Source organism: Rothia sp. CCM 9419 (assembly GCF_048512815.1).
Lineage (GTDB): Bacteria > Actinomycetota > Actinomycetes > Actinomycetales > Micrococcaceae > Rothia.
Genome location: NZ_JBLXXY010000001.1, coordinates 269602 through 292221, shown reverse-complemented (window position 1 = coordinate 292221; position 22620 = coordinate 269602). Strand labels below are relative to the sequence as shown.

Genomic DNA, 22620 nt, shown 5'->3' with positions numbered 1-22620 from the left:
TTACTCAGATACGAGCTTTACCTCATCACGTTATTTCCCGCGAGCGAGTTTATCCCACAACCGGCTAGGCAACACAGAATGAGCCAAAAGAAGAGGACGCGCCCCAAAACCAGCAACATAACGAGTCTTCGGACGAGAAGCCGAGACAGCTTGTACCAACGCACGAGTAATCACCTGAGGATCAGAAGCCCACCGAGCATAAAGCTGACGCATCCGCTCTGCAGTCGCCCGAGCAGAATTCTCATAGGCTCCACCCTCAGCAACCCTCTCCAAATTCTCTATTGCCACATCACTCCACTGACTAGCAATAGCACCAGGCTCAATGAGCACCACCTCAATGCCCAAGGGTTCAAGCTCCATACGCAAGCTATCACTGAGCCCTTCTAAAGCATATTTTGTGGCGTGATACCAACCACCAAATGAAGTGGTTAAACGTCCAGCAATAGAAGACACATTAATAATTCTTCCGCGCTTTGCTTCACGCATCGCAGGAAGAACAGCACGAGTAAAAGCAGCCAGCCCAAAAACGTTAACATCAAATTGGTGTCGAGCCTCGGCTAAAGAGACATCTTCAATCGCACCGTACATCCCATAGCCGGCATTATTGATGAGCACGTCAATACGGCCCGCTTCAGCTAGGACGAAATCCACCACTTTCTTGATAGTTTCTTCATCCGTCACATCAGCATATAGTGGCGTCACACCGTATTGTTTCAGCGGCTCCATCAGCTGAACCCGCCGAGCCACAGCGTACACGCGATGCCCTTGCTGAGCTAAGCTCACTGCCGCGTCATATCCGATTCCGCTAGAAGCACCTGTAATAATGATGACTGCACTCATTGTTCTTCCTTCATCAATCCATCGTACGTTCAGAATACTCTTTAATTCCCACTTTTTCCTTCTCTAAGAGGAAGAAACCAGCCACAACGCCTGAGGGGTTTTCCCTTTTCCATGCTAAAAGACGGTGCCCCGATACCAGTAAAGTATCGGAGCACCGCCCCACAAAGAATTTTCAACGTATCGTTGAAAAAATTACATCATGCCGCCCATACCAGGATCCATAGCAGGTGCAGCACCAGCAGGTTCAGGCTTGTTAGCAACAACAGCCTCAGTGGTCAAGAAGAGACCAGCGATAGAAGCAGCGTTCTGCAACGCAGAACGAGTCACCTTAACAGGGTCGTTGATGCCAGCAGCCATCAGGTCTTCGTACTCACCGGTTGCAGCGTTCAAACCGGTACCAGCAGGCAAACCGCGAACCTTATCAACAACAACACCGGGTTCTAGACCAGCGTTGGTCGCAATCTGCTTCAACGGTGCGTCGATAGCAACCTTGACGATGTTTGCGCCAGTTGCCTCATCACCGGTGAGTTCAAGCTTCTCGAAGGCTTTAGTGCCAGCCTGAATCAAAGCAACGCCACCACCGGCGACAATGCCTTCTTCAACAGCTGCCTTTGCGTTACGAACAGCATCTTCAATGCGGTGCTTACGTTCTTTGAGTTCAACCTCAGTTGCAGCACCAGCCTTGAGAACAGCAACGCCACCGGCAAGTTTAGCCAAGCGCTCCTGAAGCTTCTCACGGTCATAATCAGAATCAGAGTTAGCAATCTCGCCACGAATCTGAGCTACGCGACCTTCAATAGCAGCTGCGTCGCCAGCACCTTCAATGATGGTGGTCTCGTCCTTAGTAACAACAACCTTACGTGCAGAGCCAAGAAGGTCAATAGTTGCTTGGTCCAACGACAAACCGACTTCTTCGGTAATAACCTGTCCACCAGTCAAGATAGCGATATCTGCCATCTGAGCTTTACGACGGTCACCAAAGCCAGGAGCTTTGACAGCAACAGACTTGATAGAACCACGCATCTTGTTCAAAACCAGTAGTGCAAGAGCTTCGCCCTCAACATCTTCTGCGATGATAAGAAGTGGCTTACCAGCCTGCATAACCTTCTCAAGAACAGGGACAAGATCTTTCACATTAGAGATCTTGGAGTTCACAATGAGAATATAAGGATCCTCAAGGACTGCTTCTTGACGGTCTGGGTCAGTGACGAAGTATCCGGAGAGGAATCCTTTATCAAAGCGCATACCTTCGGTGAGCTCAAGCTCTAGGCCAAAAGTATTGGACTCTTCAACAGTGATGACGCCTTCTTTGCCGACCTTTTCCATAGCTTCTGCAATGAGCTTACCAATTTCGGTGTCGCCAGCAGAGATAGATGCGGTTGCAGCGATTTCTTCTTCAGTCTCAACTTCTTTAGCAGAAGAAAGAAGTTCAGCGGTAACCGCTTCAACAGCTTTCTCAATACCGCGCTTGAGGCTGAGAGGATCTGCACCAGCAGCAACGTTGCGGAGGCCTTCACGAACAAGTGCCTGAGCAAGAACAGTTGCAGTAGTGGTACCGTCACCAGCAACGTCATCGGTCTTTTTAGCAACTTCTTTGACCAGCTCTGCGCCGATCTTTTCGTATGGATCTTCGAGTTCGATTTCTTTAGCGATAGAAACGCCATCATTGGTAATCGTGGGAGCGCCCCAAGACTTTTCCAAAACAACGTTACGACCACGAGGTCCGAGAGTAACCTTCACAGCATCTGCTAGGGTATTCAGACCCTTTTCAAGGCCACGACGTGCCTCTTCTTCAAAAGCAATGAGCTTTGCCATTATGCTTAATCCCTCCTGGACTAAGAAAGTATTTTTCTCTCAGTTGTGCCCGCGACGGACGATGTTCTATAAGCCATGCTCTTCACAACTTATAAAGACATCTCACAAGATGAAAGTAGATATTCTCAAAGCTACCTACCGCGAATCTAGCACTAGGATTTAGCAGTCGGAGACTTTGAGTGCTAACAACAATTTTGACACCTCAAAGCACAGAGCGCAAACCTCTTGAAAGAACAAACACACTTAATCGCCCATAGCGCACAGATTACGGGGCAACGGCAGGAAGATAATCAGAGGCAAGAACAACATACAACGGGGAAGAACCAGAAGAACGCTCTTGAATATAACCAATACCTAACGCATCAGCCAAAGTATTAGCCTGCTGCTCATAACCGGCAGAATAAAACACTGTCGAAACATACACAGGCGTATCCTTCCAATTCTCTGTCACGGGCACAGGATAGCCTAAAGCCTCCACACGCTGAGTCAGTTCTGAAGCAGCACCCGTATAGGCCGAAGAGTTATAAACCTCAACCTTAATATCAGCAGGATCAGTAGGAGCATAAGTTGGAGTCACAGCGCTTTCTGAAGCAGTAGCACTCGCAGAGCCTGTTTCAGAAGCCACCGGAGAAAGAGTGCGTGGCTGAACCACAAACATGACTGCACCCACCAGAAGCGCAAGCGCACCAGCAACAACGATCAGAAGAGTCTGCCTCGTAGCATGAGCATTACCTAGGGGCTCACCACGATAAGCACCACGACGTTTTGAATTTTCAGGTACGTCGTCGAATTCATCATGAGGATACGAGTTCACATTAATCTCCGATAGCTACAAGCAATAGTTCTTCCATCTAGAGTACACAGGCTACAACCTAAAAACCCTTTTATTTTCCGTGGACTATCATCATAAAGAGCTCAAGACACCGAAAATTCAGGGCTTAGAATTGTCGCGTTGTTCCCTTAACCGACGCATCAACGCTGGTTCCTGAGCAATGACACGAGGAGAATCTATCAGTTCGTTAAGAATCTGATAATACGCTGTTGGATTTAATCCTAAACGTTCTCGAATCACTCGTTCTTTCGTCCCAGGATAACGCCAACGCTGCTTCTCTAAAGCAATCATCTTTTCTTCTTGTTCTGTTAACCCCGTATCGATAGTGTGCTGAGGAGCGTCCAACTCAGAAGTATCTTCGTGCATATCACTCCCCGACCTTCCTTAAAACGGTATGATAAAAAGCCCTATTGTATCTTATGTGTTCTGCCTAAAAATACACATATGGTGACGCATAGCAACCATTCAAACGGTGAGAACGGAATCTCATGCCCGCTTTACCCCTTAAAGAAATTATGTCTCCAGACTGGGCTGAAGCCCTAGCCCCAGTAGAACACAATATCCGTGCCATGGGTGATTTTCTACGGCAAGAGCACCAAGCTGGACGACGCACACTACCGCCCTCACAGCACATCTTCCGAGCCTTCCAAGAACCGCTAGCACAAGTTAAAGTTCTTATCATTGGGCAAGACCCCTACCCCACCATCGGGCACGCGATGGGGCTGTCCTTCTCTGTACACCCGCAAGTGCGCCCTATCCCACGTTCACTTCAAAATATTTATCGTGAACTATCCTCCGATATGAACATTACCCCGCCAGAACATGGCGACCTCAGCGCGTGGACACAGCAAGGAGTACTTCTTCTCAACCGTGTACTTTCTGTTGGTGCAGGAGAAGCCGGATCTCATAGAAATAGAGGGTGGGAAAATATCACCAGCTGCGCAATTGAAGCTCTCGTCCAACGAAAACAGCCGCTTGTCGCCATACTGTGGGGACGAGATGCACGAAATACGAAAACTCTTATCTCACCCTACCCCTGTATCGAATCAGCACACCCATCACCTTTATCGGCATCACGCGGATTCTTTGGATCACGACCCTTCTCAAAAGCAAACGAATTGCTAGTTCAACAAGGAGCAAAGCCTATTGACTGGCGACTTCCGTCGTCAATACCTATAGCACCCTAAAACGTTAGGCTAACGATCAAAGACGGTTGTGGAGAGGTCTTCTCGTTCACGCCCAAAACGTTGAATCAGCCACTGCATGAGGTAATGCCCCAACGCAACACCTGAAGCCATCGCAACAATAATTGCCGCAGCGGTGATAACGCCGGGCATTGAGTTGAGGGTGTCGGTCTCTACCGTAAAAGAGTACATACCTCGGAATAATGACAAACCAGGTAGGAGGAATGTTAGAGACGGAATCGCAAATATGGCTTGTGGGGCGTGCAGGCGGTATGCCAAATATGTGCTAACCATACCAATAACGAAAGCTGCTACCGCCGTATTACCGCGCCCTGCACCTTCTCCCAAGAAAAAGGTGTACACGTGGTAAGTGCTCAGCCCACTTAAAGTTACTAGCGCAATCCACCACAATGTTTTCAGCCGTGCATGAGTTGTAATAGCAATAGCAAGGGTAGCGACTGTCATCCAGAAGATGTTATCGACGATAGTTGGTTTCGCAAAAACCGACTGCGATACGTCAATAGTTGTTGCCGTTGTAATCGACAATACGGTCACACCGCTAGCGAGTCCCACAACAAGCCCCAAAAAAGACATACCTGTAGACACAAAACGACCCGCAGCAGTGACCGGAAAACCGTTAATCGCGTCTTGCACCGCCGACACTAACCTAAAGGTCGGTAAAAGCATGATGAGTCCGGCAGCAACAATGTGAGGACCAGAGACGTTCAACCCGATACTATGCAGGATTGAGCCGTCATCTGTAGCGTAAATCGCGACAAAGGTAATCACTGCAGCACAAGCAGCCATATTGAAGAAGCTAGGCATCCCCATTTTGTTCATGATTCGAGTAATAAAATGAACGATGACCCATACCATTGCAGATAACGCCGCAGCATAACCGCTACCACCAATGCCCATGGTAAGTGTTCCAGCAGCAATAATATTTGCTAACCACACCACCATCGGTGAGTATGGTTTCTTTTGAGCGTTAATCGCATTTAATGTTTTTTCAGCTTCTTCACGGTCAATACCGCGGTGGGTAATTTTATGAATCAGACGGTATATATCAGCCAAAGAAGCATAATTATCAGAGGTGGAACGTACCACGCGCACCACAGTATGGCTGAAACGTTCTTCTTTGAGAGTACGACGTCGTGAATCAAGGATTTCTACATGACCGTCAACGTCAGAAACATAGTTGATAATCACTGACTGATTGGTAATATCCACTTCAACGTCTTCAAGCCCATACGCGGAGCAAACAGCAACAATAGCAGAATCCACATCCATGGCGTCAGCACCATAGTGAAACATCGTTTCAGCAAGGCGTAATGTAAAGTTCAGTACGTCTCGTGCTTGTTCTTTCTCTTGTACAAGCTTCTCACGGTCACGTCGGGTCGATAATGAAAACTGGCGTTGAGCAATGCGACCCAAACCACGAATGGGTGCGGTCAAAGAAGGGTCTGCGCGAACAAAAGAACGTAAAGAAGAAGAAACCCAACCACCCCTAGTATTTTTAGGTTCGACTTTAGGGATAGACGTTGTTGCAGGCGATACAGAAGGGTAACTACCTTGTTGCATCCCCGTAGCAGAAATCGCTGATTGTTGCGTGGATACAAGAGGAATACCACTAGTTAGCGGAGCAATAGGTTCTTGCTCTGGTGTCCGTAACGGTTCGAAGGGGCTAGAAGCAGAAGACACCGCATGCTGGTCAGGTTGAATGCCCGTAGAGGCATCCCCAAATGGGCTGTTGGGGGCAAGATTCTCAACCGGAGCAGAGGCAACAGCCGATATGTTCGGGCTAAAAGGTGTCTGCTCAACTTGTTTATTCTCTAATGCCTGACGAAGAGCAGTATCTTGTACCCGGTCCAATGAAATAGCAGGCATATTGCCCGGCATTTTGGTAGGGGTTTTCGTTTCAGGTTGCGATGTTCCAGCTCGAGGAAGCGAAATTGTTGCACCGAACGCTTGCGAGCTCGGTTGTTCTGGCGTTGCTTGGTCAAAGGCAGCGGCGGAGGGGTATGCCTTTTGTTGTAGCTGCTCATCCGAATGAGTGCTAAGAGACATTGCCACCTCCGCCGAATTGCGTCAAAAGATTTGCCATCACGTCTTATTGTGCTGATGTGTTCTCGTTACACAAAAAATACAATACGTAGCTGGGCTTATCCTACGGTTTAGTAGAAAGGTTGCCCTGTTTTACGGACCCAGAGACCACGCATAACCTTCTCAGCAAGACGATTCCATATGGTGTATTTTGCCGGAGAAAGAACATAATCCCAGACACCAACATAGTCAATGACGGTTTTTGTAAAGGATGTCTTAAAAAGACCTAAACCGTAGTGATGGTGTTCTTTATTTTTGAGCTGATCTTTAGGCGGAGTACCGCAGAAATCATAGCTCTTAATCTGGTATTCCTTCATGAGGTCCGTCAAGGCAGTCCACTGTACTTGATGTGAGTCGCCATATTGTTTACGACGAGGCTTAGAACCACCATCTTTATAAGTTCCTTTATCGCCATAACGAATCACGTAAGCACCAACGGAGGGTTCGCCGTCTTCATAGGTGAAGTAGAGGCGTCCTTGACCAGCTTTTTCAAAAGTTGTCCAGAAGTCACGGTAATACTCGTATGACCGGAGGTGGACATTTGCTGAGCCTTGTCCGACAGTGTCCATGAGCGCATACATGGTGCGCATATTTTCATCAGTCAGCTCAACACGTTCCACTTCGCAACCTTCACGGGCAGAACGACGAACGGCGTTACGCCCTCGAGAGTGAAGAGATTTGAGAACGTCTTCTTCGCTCTTGTCAGTATCAAGAATGGCAGTAGAATCGTTAGGCTGAATATTCCATGACTTAACCAGACCAGCTTTTGAGAGAACAGCGTTGGTCTGTTCATCAGCGAGAATATCTGGCTCAACTTTAATCAGGAATACGCCAAGTTTATTCTCTTCTACGAAACGCTTACTTGCTTCAAGAATGGCAGGGACATCTTCTACGCTGTAGACGTCTGGGCCTTTAATCATGTACCAGACTTTTCCAAGTGCAGGCACACTTTTTTCAAGAATAAGGTTATAGCTGGTCAGTGAAGTTTCAGCACCTTCGACCTCTGTTGTACCTTCATATACGAGGTATAGAGGTTTCCAGCCGTGCTTAGCTTTTACTGATGCAAATGATGCTGACTGCAAGAGGTTTCCGCCATTGGGGTTAGCAATAACGTGCTCATCCCATGTCGCTATTTCTTCTGCAGTGGCAAAACGCGCTGTAAATTCTCGCAAGGGCCTCAACTTCCACATCGGTGCAAGGTTTTTCTTGCACTTGTTCTTGTTTGTATCAAACTCTAAGTGTAACGACCTACGCCACCGGAATACAGCCTGACTTGATGTGACAGGAAGCATTTTCTGAGAAATAGGTGCTTAGCGTAGAACGTAATGTCATGACGATGCCCCGCCTCATACATTGCATACAAGACGGGGCATCGACAAATTGTTTAAAGACTACTCAGCGTCGTGGTCGGTCTCAAGAATCTTTACAAGAGATTCGAGAGCTTCCTCGGCGCCTTCGCCTTCTGCGCGAAGAACAACGCGGTCGCCGTGCTTTGCGCCAAGAGACATCAAAGACAAGATGGAAGCTGCGTCCATAGCCTCATCTGCTGGCTCGCCTTCAGCGGCGATGGTTACCTCTACGGGAAGGTCGCCAGCTGCTTCTGCGAAGATAGCTGCTGGGCGTGCGTGCAAGCCAACACGGCTTGCGATGGTGGCGATACGTTCTGCCATGATTTTCTCCTTGAGATAAGAGTGTGGGAAAAGTTATCCCACTATCGAGTCTAGGACAGATTGGATAGGTTTTGCACTACCAAACCAGCCTATGTCGGTTTGTTTTTAGAGACCGAGTTCTTCAAGAACAGGGAGTTTCTTACGTGCTGCGTTTTTAGCTTCTGCAGAAGAAATCTGCGCCAAAGCGTCAGCCGCAATTTCTGCCGCTTGTTCTTTAGTAACGGAGCGAAGAACTGCTGCAACAGCTGCCATAGCACCAGCATTCATGGACAAGGTGTCTACACCAAGTCCAACGAGAACAACAGCTAAGGCAGGATCTGATGCTGCTTCACCACACACCGAAACATATTTTTTGACGCCGTGGGTTTCTGATGCTTTACGTGCACCTTCAACAGTGAGCTTAATCATTTTCAAGACTGCAGGCTGCCATGGGTTGTTCAGGTGAGCAAGGTCGCCCAAAAGACGGTCTGCTGCCATGGTGTATTGGGTGAGGTCGTTGGTTCCGATGGAGATGAAATCAACTTCACCCAAAATAGCTTCAGCATTTACGGCTGCAGCTGGGGTCTCTACCATGACACCTTTAGTTTTGAGGCCGGCTTTGTCCAACATATTCTTGAACTTACGAGCTTCAGAGGTCGTTGAAATCATCGGCGCCATCACCCAGATGTCAGCTTCAGTAGCGTCAGAGGCACGCTTAATAGCTTTAAGCTGGCGTTCTAGAACACCGGGAACAGCGTTATCGGTGCGGAATCCGCGTACACCCAAGGCAGGGTTTTCTTCTTCTGTAACGTTCAAGAAGGGAAGGGGCTTATCTGCACCTGCGTCAAGGGTACGAACAACAATGTGTTGACCAGGGAAAGCATCAAATACTGATTTGTAGGTCTCTGCCTGAGTCTCTTCACTTGGTTCGGTGTCGTTACCGAGGAAGCCAAATTCGGTGCGGAGCAGTCCAACGCCCTCAGCCTGTTTGCTAGCAGCCTTCTCTGCAGATTTTCCGTCACCAACGTTAGCGTAGAGGGGAACGTGGGTTCCGTCGGCTAGTTCACCCTTGCCGGTGAAGTCAGGTAGAGGCTTACGATTTGCATATTTAGCAGCTGCTTCTTCGTGTTCAGCAGTAGGGCTAGTCTCGATAATGCCTTCGTTGGAATCGATATATACCTTGGTTCCGTTAGGAATTTCGGTAACACCCTTAGCAGCAACAACAGCAGGAAGACCAAGCCCACGCGCCAAAATTGCGGTGTGTGCTTGAGGTCCACCGTCAGAAGTAATCAATGCGATAACTTGAGAGGGGTCAAGAGTTGCGGTGTCAGCAGGAGCAAGATCTACAGCAGCCAAAATGAAGGGCTCATTTGATTTAGGTACGCCTGGTGCTTGCTGTCCGGTCAGTTCTGCCACGATACGAGCACGCACGTCATGAATGTCGGTAACGCGTTCTGCCATGTAACCGCCAAGTGATTCCATCTGCCGTGCAAAGTCACTAGCAGCTTCCCAGATAGCACGTTCGGGGGCTAGGCCTTGTGCCTCTACCTTTTTAATAGCGCCTTTAAGGAGTGCGCGGTCAGTTGCCATCTGAGAAGTAGATTTGAGGACGGCTTTTCCGTCTCGTCCTGCGTTTTCGGCACGCTCTAGAAGATCAGCTTTGACCGCCTGAGCTGCTTGCTGAATACGCTCAGCGGCTTGTTCTGCAGTTTCGCCTTCGGCTAGCGGCAAGCCTGCTTTAGGTTCTTTGATGGGGTCTGGCATCTGAAGTACCGGACCAATAACGCGACCGGCGTAAACGCCAACGCCTTTATAAGTAGTAGTCATGGAGAGTTCCTCTATTCCTTATGTATCGAAAATATCGCTATATCTTGCGTGTACGTTGAGCAATGCTTACGCCTTAGACAAGATTCCCTTTTTGTTTATAGTTGTGTAGACATCATCTAGAGCAGGCGAGCGCTCCTCCCTTATCAGAAATGATATTGGCTTCTTGAAACATAGTTTTATGGTTTCAAGAAGTCACTACTTCAGGCCATAGAGAAACTAGAGGGTTATCTCTCGAACGCTCACGGCGTCGGTGCGAGTTTCTGCTACGGTCGAAACTTGAGTACCTGGTAGTGCTGCAGCAGCTGAGCCTTGAGCCACAGCTTGTACTAAACATTCCACGGGGGTTTTGCCGAGTTCGTGGGCAATTAGATAGCCGGCAAGAGCGCAATCCCCTGCTCCGACGGTGCTGCGGACTTTTACAGGTTCGTGTATGGCGTGCCATGCGCCTTCTCGTGTGACGAGAACAGCGCCGTTGCTGCCAAGGGTGGCGAGGACGGTGTCGATGCCACGGTCGACTAGCTCTTTAGCTGTACGTGCGGTCAGTTCAGCATCTTTTTCGAGGTCTTCCCATGCCTCTGGTGTACCGACGAGTTCAGCCAGCTCTTGGGCGTTAGGTTTGATGAGGTTTGGCATGCCGTCCTGTCCGGTGACGGCGTCACGTAGGGCGGTACCGGATGTATCGACCGCGATGAGTGGGGCTTTTTCTCCTTGAGCCTCACGAATAGCGCGACCGACTACTGCATAGTAGTCGCTGGGAACACCCGAGGGTAGGGAGCCTGCAAGAACTAACCATGAGGCGTCGTGAGTCTCTTTAATCAGGAGGCGTGTGAGTTGTTGTTGTGCCACGTCGTTGAGAGGTTCACCGGGAGCATTGATTTTGGTGGTGGTTCCGTCTGGTTCAACGATGGTGATATTTGAGCGTATGGGCGCGCCGATGGGCATGTTGGTGAAGCTGACGTCTTCTTCGCGTAGACATCCTAGGACGGCGTCTTCGTCGTCACCGGGAAGTATCGCGACGGTGTCGAAGCCAGATACTTTGAGGGCGCGGGCGATGTTGACGCCTTTTCCGCCGGGGTCGTCTACAGCGTGTTCAGCTCGTATGACTGCCCCTCGTTGGAGGACTCCGGGCAGTTCTACGGTACGGTCCATACTTGGGTTAGCAGTTAATGTGATGATCATGCGATCAGTACCTCTACATTGGATTCTTCAAGTGCGGCAGCTAAATCACCGTCTGGAGCTTTATCGGTGATGAGGACGTCGATGTCTTCGAGCCCCGCAAAACGTACTAGTGATTCTCGTCCGAACTTTGCTGAGTCGCAGAGGAGTACCACTCGACGGGCAGATTTCACAATCGCGGTTTTAACGGTTCCTTCGTTAATTCCGGGGGTGCTGAGTCCGAAGTCTGCGTCGAGTCCGTTGACTCCGATAAACGCAATATCGGGGCGAATAGAGGCAAAGTGTTCTGCAGTGCGTGAGCCGATAGCTGCCCACGTCATTTTTCGGAGTTGTCCGCCAATGAGGTCGAGGATGATGCCGTCAGCTTCAGCTAGCTTGACGGCAATGTGTAAAGCATGTGTGATGATGAGGCGGTCTGCCCCAGATTTGAGGCTGAAGTCTTCTGCGGCGATACAATCAGCGAGAATCTGTATCGTTGTTCCAGCGTCAAGAACGATAGCTCCGGCATCGGATTCTTGAAGGAGTTCGTATGCTTTGCGTGCAATACGATTTTTTTCTGGATTATTTTCTCTCTGTCGAGATGCGATAGAAGATTCTACGGAGGTAGATTGTTCTACGGTAACAGCACCGCCGTGGACTCGTCGTAGGCGTCCCTCAGCTTCGAGGGCTGCTAAGTCTCGGCGAACTGTTTCCATTGTGACTTCATAACGGCGCGCTAGTTCTGCGCCATTGACTCGACGCGCGGTGGCAACGAGCTTCGCGATTTCAGCGCGGCGTTCTTCAGCGAACATAAGAAAATCACCTTGTATTGTGGAAATGAATAAGCCTTGTGAATTTGATTTTATGTGGGTTTATGTTGTTTCGTCAATGTAATAAGAGACGAACCCACACAATAATATGTGTTGTTATTCTCTCACCCGAGTTAAGCCCTACGACGCAACCGATACGAGGAATACTTCAACGTTACCACCGCAAAGACCCAACCAAGGCAAGCTCCTAAAGTATTAGCAAGAATATCTAAAAAAGAACTTGTACGCTGTGGTAAAAACAACTGAATACACTCAATCGTACACGTTACCAAAAAACCCACAAGCGGCACGTAAGAACGGTATCGTCGCCGAATGAGTAAAGTACCTAGAAAGCCTCCTGGCACAAATAAAATAACGTTACTCAACCATTCCACGGTCGAATACGTAAACCAAGACGGCAACCATCCCGCCTCATGCGAATGCGCTAAGAACTCAGCCAGCCATAAACCGCCACTATTATCATCAATATGTCTTGGCCAAAGGACGATAAAACCCAACGCCAGAAGATATAGCCCAAAACTTAGCTGAGCTGCACGGTATAACAGCCGCTGTGCAGATGGAACAAACATCAAAACCTCGTACTCAAATATCCTATGGTTTACCCACCAGAAGAGGCTCATTCTCTTCCGCCCAACGGAATAAGCCAGCAAGAGGAATCTCCAGAGCCTGAGCATTAGGTACGGCTTCTTTCCATTCTTCTCCTCGAGAAGCACTGAGCACACGACGAATCAATGAGCCGTGAGAGACCGCAATAATATGTTGTCCAGGATAGTCTGAGACAATCTGACGTAAAGTTTTGATACCGCGAACGTACACTGAACGTTCTGATTCGACTCCTTGATAAAAGACATCTGGTTCACGGCGAGCTTCCAAAGAAATGTCTTGCCCTTCAGCCTCCCCATAATGGCGTTCAACGAGGCCCTCATACGTTCTCGAAACCTCCACACCCAAATAGTTGCCAACAATTTGAGCTGTCTCAAACGCCCGAGACAAAGGAGAAGACACTATCACATCACAACAAATGCCCTCCTGAGCTAGTTTCTGAGCAGTATAGAGAGCTTGTTCACGTCCTACCTCGTTCAACTCAATATCAGTAGAGCCTTGCATAAGGCCTTTTTTATTCCAGTCTGTTTGCCCATGACGAATCATTAGCAAAGAACCCGTCAGAAGAGGCTCTACATCAGGCATATATTTTCCTTCAAATGTTAGTGGGAACAATTCTAGCCTTGATAAGACTCAAGGATGTGAAGTGGAAGTTCAGTCACCGACGCATTCTCGGGGATACCGTGTTCTTCACCAGTCAACGCTGTCATAATTTGAGCAATCCATAGACCATGAGCCACCACAATAATATGGCAGTTAGGGTGCTCAGCGACAATCTCTTTAAGAGCGTTAATACCGCGCTGAATCATCTCAGAGAGAGGCTCAACATCGGAGAATTGCTCTTGAATATCACGCCAATGATAGTCCGTTGCGACGAGCCCTTCCGCAGCACCGAAGGAGCGTTCTTGAAGTCCTTCATGCGTACCAGAAATATCTAGGTTTAGATGCTCACCAATGATTTTTCCTGTCTCATAAGCACGCGAAAGCGGAGAAGTGACGATTAGTTCCCAAGCAAACTCAGGAGTGTGTTCACGTATCTGTTGCTGGTAGACCATCAGATTTTTAGCTGCTTCTTGGGCCTGCCCTCGGCCTGTATCATTCAACGGAATATCGCTACGGCCTTGAAAACGGCGCTCAACATTCCACGCTGTTTGCCCGTGACGAATCAATACCATGCGAGCAGAAAAATCAGAAGATAAAGAACCCATGCCTCTTATTATCTCAAACTCTTAGACGAAGCGAAGAGTTTGAAGTATAGAGATAAGGCACAGTTCTTGGTGTATCTTCCACCAACTTCATGAATATGAAACAATGAAGCTATGTTTACTCATTCTGTTGACCCCGCATGGTTTCCTACGTGTGCCGTCTTCGATTGTGATGGAATACTCATCGATTCTGAACGCAGCTGGAATGCCGTCCAAAAACAAATTTTCAAAGAGTACGGAACAGAGCTAACTCCCGATATTGAACGGCAATTAGTCGGGGCGGCAGCTCCCGCGGTTGCCCGCACCCTCGCAGATAAGACACTACCCAACGACGCCACCGAAACAGCAGCAGAAGAACACTACCAGAAAATTCTGCACCACTTGATGAGTGTAGAACACGATGTGATTCGTGATGGAGTTCAGCTCATACCAGGAGCTCGAGAAGTCATGGCATTACTAGCTGAAGTCATGCCGGTTGCGGTAGCTTCCAATAGCAGTCAAGAATTATTGACCTACAAAGTCAATCACCACCAATATAGCCAGTACCTTCAAACATGGGTTGGTTCAGATGCGGTTGCTCAACCTAAACCAGCGCCCGATATGTATTTAGAAGCTATCCGTCGCCTCGGCGGAAACCCTGCAGACACCCTCACCTTTGAAGATTCTGCAACGGGAACACGTGCGGCTCAAACAGCTGGAACCGTTACCATGGTGTACACCCAAGATATTGAGCATGCTCCAGCAGCTCAGGGGCATTTCGATAGCTTCCGTGACGAAAAGTTCCTCACCCAAATTAAGCGATGGATAGAGCTATACCGTGAGCACCACCCCAACCTCTAACCATTCGGAGAACAACGGGAAGTACGGTCTTCGTTTTGACCAGATGGATGAAGAAGAACTCGAGTATTACCGCGAGTTCTGGGAGATGCCGCAAACACCAGAAGATACCGACACCGTTGTATCAGAGCAAAGACTGCTCAACGCAAAAATGCGAATGGTCTCGGGGCTGAGCTTCACGGTCATTCTCATTGGGTTGTTAAGCACCACATTGGGTCTTATCAGCTCACATTTGGTGGTCACAGTTGCTGGAATCATCATCTTCGGTGTTGGTACCACTATTTTGATGATGGCAAGACGCCGTTATATCAGGCTCCTTGGCGACGGCTATCGTACGTTGAACATTCATCGACGCCATAAACGGTGGTTTCGTATCGCCCATGTTCTAGCAGTTCTTGGGGTGCTGTGCGCCATAGCAAGTATGAGCATCATTCCGAAGATTTTTGAGCATGAAGAGATTGCTCTTACTCGAAGCCACGTTGTCCTATGGAATGAGCTTTCATTGCTCTTTCTTCTGGTTGCAGCACTTATCTACGGTATTAACTTCTTATCGGTTTATACCCCTGTCGACGATGATGAAAGCATTATTCGCCCCACCGATTACGCGCAACAACGTCTAGCTCAAGATCTTGCAAAAGATAAAAAACGCCATGACGACGAAGATTTCTACGATTCATCATGGATTAGTGGACGATAACAAAAATACTGAACACGGTAGAAGGGGTGGGGTGAAACTCTTTAAGAGTTTCACCCCACCCCTTCTCTTTAACAAACCTTATCGGCGCATCACTTTACGAGCTAACGTGTTACCGACAAGCTGAATGAGCTGAACCAAAATGATAATAATGGCAACGACTGCCCAAGTAATTGCATCGTTGAAACGCTGGTAACCGTCGACCAAAGCGACTTTACCAAGACCGCCACCACCGATGTAACCAGCCATTGCAGACATATCAACCACACCGATGACTAAGAAGGTGTATCCAAGGATGAGAGGGCCAAGTGCTTCTGGCACCATGACGGTGAAAAGAATACGCATCTTGGATGCGCCCATCGCACGAGCCGCTTCAATCACACCAGGGTCGATAGAGACCATGTTTTGTTCAACGATACGAGCAATGGCGAATGATGCGGCAAAGCACATCGAGAAAATTGCAGCGTTGACGCCAAGACGAGTCCCTACGACCACGGAGGTCAATGGTCCTAACGCCGCAAGAAGGACGATAAAAGGGATAGGGCGAACAATATTAACGATGACGTTCAATAAGATATTGACTGGTCGATTTGCCAGAATATTCCCTTGTCGTGTGGTGTAGAGTAAGGCACCAATGACCAGCCCTACAAAACCAGCGATAATCATCGTAATAGAGACCATGTAGATGGTATCGAACAAGGCGGGAAAGAGTTTTTGTGGGAGGAATTTCTCCCAGTCCACGTCGTTGGCGGCAAGCAGGGTGCCACTAGCAGATGTCAAAGTGCTCATATTTTAGCGAACCTCTCTTACAGCAGTGACGGTAGCGAGTTCTGCAACAACCGCATCAATACTTGTAACGTCCCCGATGAGTTCGAGGGTTAGATTTCCGTAGCTTTTACCTTGTAGGGTTTCCATGCCACCTTGAACAAAGTTAAATTGCACACCGCGTGCGCTGAGGTTCGAAAGAACCTTACCGATGCCGTAGTTTCCTTCAGTGATTTCGATGTTAATAAGGTATCCGCGATGTTGTTTGCATAGTTTTTTAGCGTAATTGCCACGTGGGGTTTGTTTGACGGTGGTGGCGACAAAACGTCGAGCGACATCTGTGCGGGGGTTTGAGAAAACGTCATAGACGTTACCGAGTTCTACAACGGCACCTTTTTCCATGACAGCAACACGGTCGGCGATGGTCGAAACAACATCCATCTCGTGTGTGATGACAACGACGGTGATACCGAGTTCTTCATTAACTTTTTTGAGAAGAGCAAGTACTTCGTGGGTGGTCTCTGGATCTAGTGCAGAGGTTGATTCGTCTGCTAATAAGAGAGAGGGTGATGTTGCGAGCGCACGCGCAATGCCTACACGCTGTTTTTGCCCGCCGGAAAGTTGGTCGGGGTAGTTTTTCGCTTTGTCGCTGAGTCCCACAAATTCCAGCATTTGTTCGACTCTCTCACGGCGTTTTGCTTTATCCCATCCAGCAATTTTGAGGGGAAATTCGACGTTTGCTGCAACCGTTCGGGAGTTCATCAGGTTAAATTGTTGGAAAATCATGCCGATGTTATGTCGAGCAACACGAATTTCAGATTCTTTTTTCCCAGAGATGGTGAATCCGTCAACGCTGAGGGTTCCAGAGGTGACGGTTTCTAATCCGTTGATAAGTCGGACAAGGGTTGATTTTCCGGCGCCGGAGTATCCGATGATAGCGAAGATTTCTCCGCGCATAATCTCTAGTGAAACGTTATTGACGGCGGTAACGGTGTTCTTTCCGACGGTAAATTGTTTTGATACGCCGTCGAGAACGACCATGGGTGTAGGGTTCTCCTGCTGTACTGCGGTACTCATACTGATGCTTTCGGGCTGGTGTTCATCTCTAGCTGTGCTCTATACAAGGCAAAGCGGTAACTGATATTGCAATCTTGGTAAGTTCTTAAGACTGCCATAAAAATCAGCTACCGCTTTACTTATGTGAGGAAGATTAGCTTTGACGTTTCTCGTCTTCTGCTTTCTTGAGTGCTTCACGAAGGTCTTTGACGTCGGTGTTTACTTCTACGGCAGTTCCTTCAGTGTCTTCTTGGACGACTGCCTGAACTTCTGGGGTGTGGAAGAGTTCAACAATTTCTTTGTATTTTTCGTTGTCAGCGTCATCTGCTTGAGCAACAAAAAGGTTGACATAAGGCTTCGCGGAGTCATCGGCTGGGTCATCTTGAGCTAAAGCGTCTTTGGGGTTGAGCTTTGCGTCGCGGATGAAGTCGTTGTTGATGACTGATGCGTCAACAGATTCGAGGGAGAGCACTGTTTGCGCGGCGTCAACAGGGGTAACTTTAACCTTTGACTGTGCAGTGTCGATGTCGTCAACGGAGGGGCTTTTTATGTCATTTCCGGTGAAGGTGACGAGGTTGTTCTTCTTGAGAAGAAGTAGTGCTCGAGCTTCGTTAACGGTGTCGTTAGGGATAGCAATTTCTGCGCCCTGAGGAATGTCGGCTACAGAGGTGTGCTTCTTAGAGAAGAGAGCCATGGGGTAGATAACGGTGGGTCCGACAATTTGGAGGTTGTCATTTGCTTCAACGTTATAGTTTGAGAGGTACGCGATGTGTTGGAACCAGTTGAGGTCGATGTCACCGTTGTGTAGTGCGGGGTTGGGCTGGGTGTAGTCGGTGAACTCTTTGTATTCGATGTCGATGCCTTTATCGGCAGCTACTTCTTTGAGTTTTTCGTTGACGGGGTCTGCACCGACAACGCCGATGGTGATTTTATTGTCTTCTGCTGAGGTTTGAGTTGAACCGCATGCAGAGAGCCCGAAAGCTAGCGGTAGGAGAGCCAAAGTGGCAACAAATTTCTTCACGGCTATGAATCTTTCTGTTGTTGATGTGTATTTGGTGTGCAACCACTTTTTGAGCAGAACCTTCTGGTAGCTCTACCGCTAATCAAGTGGTGTCCTTCCTCGTTTGGAGAGGAGGTAGTTATCATTCAAACATGGTCAGGCGGTGGGTGCGAACTCGTTACGTTACGAGGTCGTTTTTTGTGGTTTTAACGAAAAGAAGCGCAACAATGTCATAAAACGTAATATTACTGTTCTCCGTATTTTTCCTGCAACTTCTTGCGCACTTCACGACGCAAGGTCTTACCCAGCATTGAACGTGGCAAATCATCAACTTCAAAGATTCTGCGTGGCACTTTATAGCGAGTCACCAGACCATAGCAATGTTCACGTAGCTCATTTTCCTCTACGGCATAGCCGTCCGTCGGAACTACTGCGGCAACAACCATCTCACCGCCACCAGCTCGAGGTAGACCGACAACAGCAGCGTCTTGAACCGAATCATGCTGACGTAAAGCGACCTCAACTTCAGTCGGTGAAACGTTAAAGCCTCCCGTAATAATGACTTCTTTAATACGATCTACCACATACAAGTAATAGTCTTCATCAAAAGTCACAATATCTCCGGTACGCAACCACCCGTCAGAAGTAATGGCTTTCATGGTCGCTTCTTCACGCTTCCAATACCCGCGAAAACGTTGCGGGCCTCTCACCCACAGTTCCCCTTCTTCACCGAGGGCAACATCCTCTAATGTTTCTGGGTCTACGACGCGAACATCCACACCAGGGAATGGCACACCGATAGATCCTGCTCTGCGCGTATCGTTGAGGGCATTGCACGTTACCAAAGGAGCACATTCTGTTAGCCCGTACCCCTCAATAAGGTATCCTCCGGATTGTTCTTCCCATTCAGCAACAAGTTCTTTTGGTAGGTTCATCGCACCAGATACGGCGTAACGAATTCCCTCTAAGGAGAAGTTTTGTTCTTTGGCGCGATCAAGCAAACGGCGATAGACCGGAGGAACAGCAGGAAGAATAGTTGGCATAACTTTCTTCATTGCTTTGAGAATCAAATCAATGTCAACCGTTGGAAAAATAACCAAACGAGCCTGACATACTACCGCAATGGTCAGACCAAGAGTCATCCCATAGGCATGGAAGAGGGGAAGTACCGAGTAGATGACTTCATCATCCCCTGGTTGAATCCATTCTTCTCCCATGCGCGCGTTTGCTTCACAGTTACGATGAGTGAGCATAACGCCTTTGGGCTGCCCAGTAGTTCCTGAAGTGTACAGCAAAAGTGCTAAGTCATCGGCGGTAGGACGGTGATGTGAAGGGTCAATAGGAGAATTTTTAAGGAGTGTTTTCCACGGTGTTGTGCCACGAGCTGGCGCTGTAAGTTTTGCGCGCGAAGCACGAGCAGTCTTCACTGGAAGTTTGAGTGCAGCTCTCATGTGCAGAGGCATCGCTTCTACCATGTTCACTGAATAAATGAGGTGAGGGCGCACATCAGATGGAAGATCAGTCACATTAGCTGCTGCTTTATCCCACACAATAGCCACTTTTGCCCGATGGTCTTCGAACATGTGGCGCAGCTCCGCAGAAGTATACAACGGGTTGTGTTCTACCACGACAGCGCCTAAACGCATGACCGCATAAAAAGCAACGATATGTTGGGGGCAGTTTGGAAGAATGAGAGCGACTCTGTCTCCTTGGTTCACGCCGGCAAGGCGAAGCCCCTCCGCAACACAACGAATCTGTTCACCTAATTCTGCATAAGTTGTTGTAGCCCCAAAAAATTGTAGAGCAACCTTTTGAGGAACCTCACGCACTGCTTTTTCCATTAGGTGACTCAGAGAAGTATCAGGAAGATCTAAGTCGCGAGATACGCCAGGACAATAGTTCTTATACCAGGGACGATGAGCTAACGGAAAATCATTTTGAGCAGTGTTATCAGCTTTTTGCATACCTACGATTGTGCCACGAAAACCATGGTAGAAGCGCAACTCTATGAGGGTAGTAACAGTGAAGAGAGATACCTCATCTTTCTTTCCTCGGGTAGTCTTTGTACCATTTGTTGCGGTTCACTGACATACTTAGCTATATGGCTAAAAAACTTCCACCTATTACCGAAGAAGAATTCAGCGAGCTCATCCGTCATATCACCAAAAGAATGTTGATTGGTGGGGCTATTGCTATCCTCATCGGGGTCGTCATCATTGCAATCACAGTGTTCTTTAACAGCTAAAACTATATGAACCTTAGATTTTAACAACACACCCATTTCCAACAAGCTCCAAGGCGTAAGATATGAGCACACATCGCAGTTCACGCAACCACCCCACAGGTCAGGTTCCTTATTCGGAACGTGAAGATGCTACTCGCGTCATCCCCTCATACAACGAAAAATACCCCAACACCTATGAGGACGCCCCTACCGAGGTGTTCTCTTATGACGATGCGCCGACCCGCCCTTTTAGCACTCATAACCCGCAGGGAATAAGTTATTCTTCCTCTGATGCTCCCACTCAGGTGATGAGCGGTGGCCCCGAAAATTACCATCAACAAGGATACGAAAATTATGTGGAGAAAGCTCCGACTATTCCGTTGAGCCATCAACGTCAGCCAGCTTCTTCCCACATGAGATCTTCAGAATCTTTGGGTTCTCGACCTCAAGAACGTCATGGTATTCACCCGAAGACAGGTATGCCGGAACGCCTGATGCAGATGCAATTACTGCCGTGTTTTTTGGGCTGGATTGTTGGTTACACTATTTTTGGTTTTCTTCTTAACTTCTATGATGTTGCGGTATCCATCGCAGGAGAGCGTTTTGGAGTAACGTCCTCATATGGTTCAGAGCACACAAATGCAATTCGCGCGATGCTAACCGCTTCTGAAAGCACCATGAGTCATATTCAATTATGGGTTGTGAGCACCGCTTTGCTCTATAGTTTTGCTTTTGGTTTTGCTGGTTATACGGCAACGCGTCTTACTCGAGTTAGCCCGTTTAAACAGTCTTTGGGCATTATGCTTTGGCACGGTCTTTTCGTCGTTGCAACGGTTATTGTCTCTTTTATTCCGGTACTGTCTCAACCACTACATGTTCCGACATTGACATTATTACTTGCAGAGAATTTTCCGTATGGGTTCTTGTTATGTGTCGGGTCTACGGCCTGTATTTTTATCGGTTCGTTGATAGGCTCTTTCTTCGGGCTGGGATACAGCAAACGGGTGATTCGTGAACAACAACGTAACATAAGAGATTAAAATTTTTATTATGCTTGTGAAGTATAAAATTTAGCGCGTCTTATTAACTAAAGTTGTAAGATATTACTACGTCTAGCCAAACCTAGTTTTGGCACACAAGACCATAAAATAATTCATATATTTTAATGATCATTGAGGTGAACTGAATCCATATTCCACGCCATTGCGTGAGTTGGCAGGGAACCATAGTATCTAACGGGGAAAAAATGACTCTTACACGAGTAGCAATTGTCGACGACCATGAAGTCGTACGCGAAGGCATGCGTGCGGTGGCAGAAAAAGCGGAAGCAGTTGAGCTTGTAGCAGCTTCCCCTACTGTCAATGACTTATTAGTGGCGTTAGGGCGCAACCCCCGCAACCCCAGCACTGCAGACCTTGGAAAAATCAAACGAGACTGCGATGTCGTACTTTTAGATTTGTCCCTCCAAGACCGTTCACGTCCTAGCGAAAATGTGGAATTATTGCGTCAAGCCGGAGTCAAAGTCCTCATTTTCTCTATCGGAGAGAACCCCGCGCTCATTCGTGAAGCGCTTAAATCTGGGGCGCTTGGACTCGTTCGCAAATCTGAGCCTCTAGAACATGCACTAGCTGAAGCAAAAAATATTGCAGATGGTAAAGCTGTTGTTACGAAAGAACTCGCTGCTGCTATCGACGGAGACCACGAGTTCTCACGCGCGAACCTTTCTCCTCGAGAGCAAGAAACTCTGCGCCTCTATGCATCAGGATTCGCTCAGGTACAAGTAGCTCGACGCATGGGCATCAAACAGTCTGCAGTCAAAACTAATATCGACCGTATTCGTGAGAAATATGCGCGAGTAGGTCGCCCTGCACCCACAAAGATTGACCTCAGAATCCGCGCTATTGAAGACGGGCTCGTCGATACGATGGAAGATATTAGTAGCGCAGAACGTTACTTCTAACCGGGTGAACAGCACAACGTATAACTGTTATACTGTTTTCT

At 48.2% G+C, this 22620-nt stretch carries 23 protein-coding genes; 6 read left to right on the top strand and 17 right to left on the bottom strand.

What is annotated here, in order from left to right:
• Window positions 1–30 precede the first annotated feature (30 nt).
• The 4 genes from ACN08W_RS01430 to ACN08W_RS01415 all read right to left on the bottom strand — a co-directional run bounded on the left by ACN08W_RS01430 (window position 31) and on the right by ACN08W_RS01415 (window position 3853).
• Window positions 31–840: an oxidoreductase gene (locus ACN08W_RS01430; RefSeq protein ID WP_419102701.1), complete on the bottom strand. Its 810-nt coding sequence runs from the start codon at window positions 838–840 to the stop codon at window positions 31–33.
• 192 nt (window positions 841–1032) lie between these two features.
• Window positions 1033–2655, bottom strand: coding sequence for a chaperonin GroEL (groL, locus tag ACN08W_RS01425; protein WP_419101025.1), 1623 nt, complete (start codon window positions 2653–2655; stop codon window positions 1033–1035).
• A gap of 265 nt (window positions 2656–2920) precedes the next feature.
• Window positions 2921–3469, bottom strand: coding sequence for a LytR C-terminal domain-containing protein (locus ACN08W_RS01420; protein ID WP_419102702.1), 549 nt, complete (start codon window positions 3467–3469; stop codon window positions 2921–2923).
• 117 nt (window positions 3470–3586) lie between these two features.
• The gene (locus ACN08W_RS01415; RefSeq protein WP_419102703.1) at window positions 3587–3853 is read right to left on the bottom strand and encodes a DUF3263 domain-containing protein; all 267 of its coding nucleotides are present in this window, start codon (window positions 3851–3853) and stop codon (window positions 3587–3589) included.
• 122 nt (window positions 3854–3975) lie between these two features.
• Between ACN08W_RS01415 and ACN08W_RS01410 the strand changes: the two genes are divergently transcribed.
• On the top strand, window positions 3976–4674 hold the full coding sequence (locus tag ACN08W_RS01410; protein WP_419108613.1) for a uracil-DNA glycosylase: 699 nt from the start codon (window positions 3976–3978) through the stop codon (window positions 4672–4674).
• Between the two features lie 9 nt (window positions 4675–4683).
• Here ACN08W_RS01410 and ACN08W_RS01405 read toward each other — a convergent pair whose 3' ends face one another.
• The 9 genes from ACN08W_RS01405 to ACN08W_RS01365 all read right to left on the bottom strand — a co-directional run bounded on the left by ACN08W_RS01405 (window position 4684) and on the right by ACN08W_RS01365 (window position 14046).
• Complete coding sequence (locus ACN08W_RS01405; protein ID WP_419108612.1) at window positions 4684–6738, bottom strand: threonine/serine exporter family protein; 2055 nt, start codon at window positions 6736–6738, stop codon at window positions 4684–4686.
• Window positions 6739–6845: 107 nt separating this feature from the next.
• Entirely contained in the window at window positions 6846–7946 is a 1101-nt protein-coding gene (locus tag ACN08W_RS01400) for a lipid II:glycine glycyltransferase FemX (RefSeq protein WP_419102706.1), read from the bottom strand.
• Between the two features lie 219 nt (window positions 7947–8165).
• Window positions 8166–8444: an HPr family phosphocarrier protein gene (locus ACN08W_RS01395; protein WP_419101031.1), complete on the bottom strand. Its 279-nt coding sequence runs from the start codon at window positions 8442–8444 to the stop codon at window positions 8166–8168.
• Between the two features lie 105 nt (window positions 8445–8549).
• Window positions 8550–10250, bottom strand: a complete 1701-nt coding sequence (ptsP, locus tag ACN08W_RS01390) for a phosphoenolpyruvate--protein phosphotransferase (protein ID WP_419102707.1) — start codon at window positions 10248–10250, stop codon at window positions 8550–8552.
• Window positions 10251–10466: 216 nt separating this feature from the next.
• The gene (locus tag ACN08W_RS01385) at window positions 10467–11429 is read right to left on the bottom strand and encodes a 1-phosphofructokinase family hexose kinase (RefSeq protein WP_419102708.1); all 963 of its coding nucleotides are present in this window, start codon (window positions 11427–11429) and stop codon (window positions 10467–10469) included.
• A complete protein-coding gene (locus tag ACN08W_RS01380) occupies window positions 11426–12217 on the bottom strand; it encodes a DeoR/GlpR family DNA-binding transcription regulator (protein WP_419102709.1) in 792 nt (263 codons plus the stop codon). The genes ACN08W_RS01385 and ACN08W_RS01380 overlap by 4 nt, the downstream gene beginning before the upstream one ends.
• Before the next feature lie 131 nt (window positions 12218–12348).
• On the bottom strand, window positions 12349–12804 hold the full coding sequence (locus tag ACN08W_RS01375) for a VanZ family protein (protein WP_419102710.1): 456 nt from the start codon (window positions 12802–12804) through the stop codon (window positions 12349–12351).
• A gap of 22 nt (window positions 12805–12826) precedes the next feature.
• Window positions 12827–13423 carry a histidine phosphatase family protein gene (locus ACN08W_RS01370; protein WP_419108611.1) on the bottom strand — a complete coding sequence of 199 codons (597 nt, stop codon included), beginning with the start codon at window positions 13421–13423 and terminating at the stop codon, window positions 12827–12829.
• A 32-nt stretch (window positions 13424–13455) separates the two neighbouring features.
• Window positions 13456–14046, bottom strand: coding sequence for a histidine phosphatase family protein (locus ACN08W_RS01365; RefSeq protein WP_419108610.1), 591 nt, complete (start codon window positions 14044–14046; stop codon window positions 13456–13458).
• 111 nt (window positions 14047–14157) lie between these two features.
• Between ACN08W_RS01365 and ACN08W_RS01360 the strand changes: the two genes are divergently transcribed.
• Window positions 14158–14883 (top strand): HAD family hydrolase, encoded by a 726-nt coding sequence (locus ACN08W_RS01360; protein WP_419106630.1) that lies wholly within the window; start codon window positions 14158–14160, stop codon window positions 14881–14883.
• Window positions 14861–15577, top strand: a complete 717-nt coding sequence (locus ACN08W_RS01355) for a hypothetical protein (RefSeq protein WP_419108609.1) — start codon at window positions 14861–14863, stop codon at window positions 15575–15577. The genes ACN08W_RS01360 and ACN08W_RS01355 overlap by 23 nt, the downstream gene beginning before the upstream one ends.
• Before the next feature lie 78 nt (window positions 15578–15655).
• Here the strand turns inward: ACN08W_RS01355 and ACN08W_RS01350 are convergent, their stop codons facing one another.
• The 4 genes from ACN08W_RS01350 to ACN08W_RS01335 form a co-directional block, all read right to left on the bottom strand.
• The gene (locus tag ACN08W_RS01350) at window positions 15656–16363 is read right to left on the bottom strand and encodes a methionine ABC transporter permease (protein ID WP_419106631.1); all 708 of its coding nucleotides are present in this window, start codon (window positions 16361–16363) and stop codon (window positions 15656–15658) included.
• 3 nt (window positions 16364–16366) lie between these two features.
• A complete protein-coding gene (locus ACN08W_RS01345) occupies window positions 16367–17416 on the bottom strand; it encodes a methionine ABC transporter ATP-binding protein (protein ID WP_419102716.1) in 1050 nt (349 codons plus the stop codon).
• A gap of 133 nt (window positions 17417–17549) precedes the next feature.
• Window positions 17550–18416: a MetQ/NlpA family ABC transporter substrate-binding protein gene (locus ACN08W_RS01340; protein ID WP_419108608.1), complete on the bottom strand. Its 867-nt coding sequence runs from the start codon at window positions 18414–18416 to the stop codon at window positions 17550–17552.
• 224 nt (window positions 18417–18640) lie between these two features.
• Window positions 18641–20359, bottom strand: a complete 1719-nt coding sequence (locus ACN08W_RS01335) for a long-chain-fatty-acid--CoA ligase (protein ID WP_419108607.1) — start codon at window positions 20357–20359, stop codon at window positions 18641–18643.
• A 137-nt stretch (window positions 20360–20496) separates the two neighbouring features.
• On the opposite strand from ACN08W_RS01335, the gene ACN08W_RS01330 reads away from it, so the two are divergent.
• The 3 genes from ACN08W_RS01330 to ACN08W_RS01320 all read left to right on the top strand — a co-directional run bounded on the left by ACN08W_RS01330 (window position 20497) and on the right by ACN08W_RS01320 (window position 22579).
• Entirely contained in the window at window positions 20497–20640 is a 144-nt protein-coding gene (locus tag ACN08W_RS01330; protein ID WP_419108606.1) for a hypothetical protein, read from the top strand.
• Between the two features lie 62 nt (window positions 20641–20702).
• A complete protein-coding gene (locus ACN08W_RS01325) occupies window positions 20703–21659 on the top strand; it encodes a hypothetical protein (protein ID WP_419108605.1) in 957 nt (318 codons plus the stop codon).
• A gap of 206 nt (window positions 21660–21865) precedes the next feature.
• Window positions 21866–22579, top strand: a complete 714-nt coding sequence (locus ACN08W_RS01320) for a LuxR C-terminal-related transcriptional regulator (protein ID WP_419101045.1) — start codon at window positions 21866–21868, stop codon at window positions 22577–22579.
• Window positions 22580–22620 lie beyond the last annotated feature (41 nt).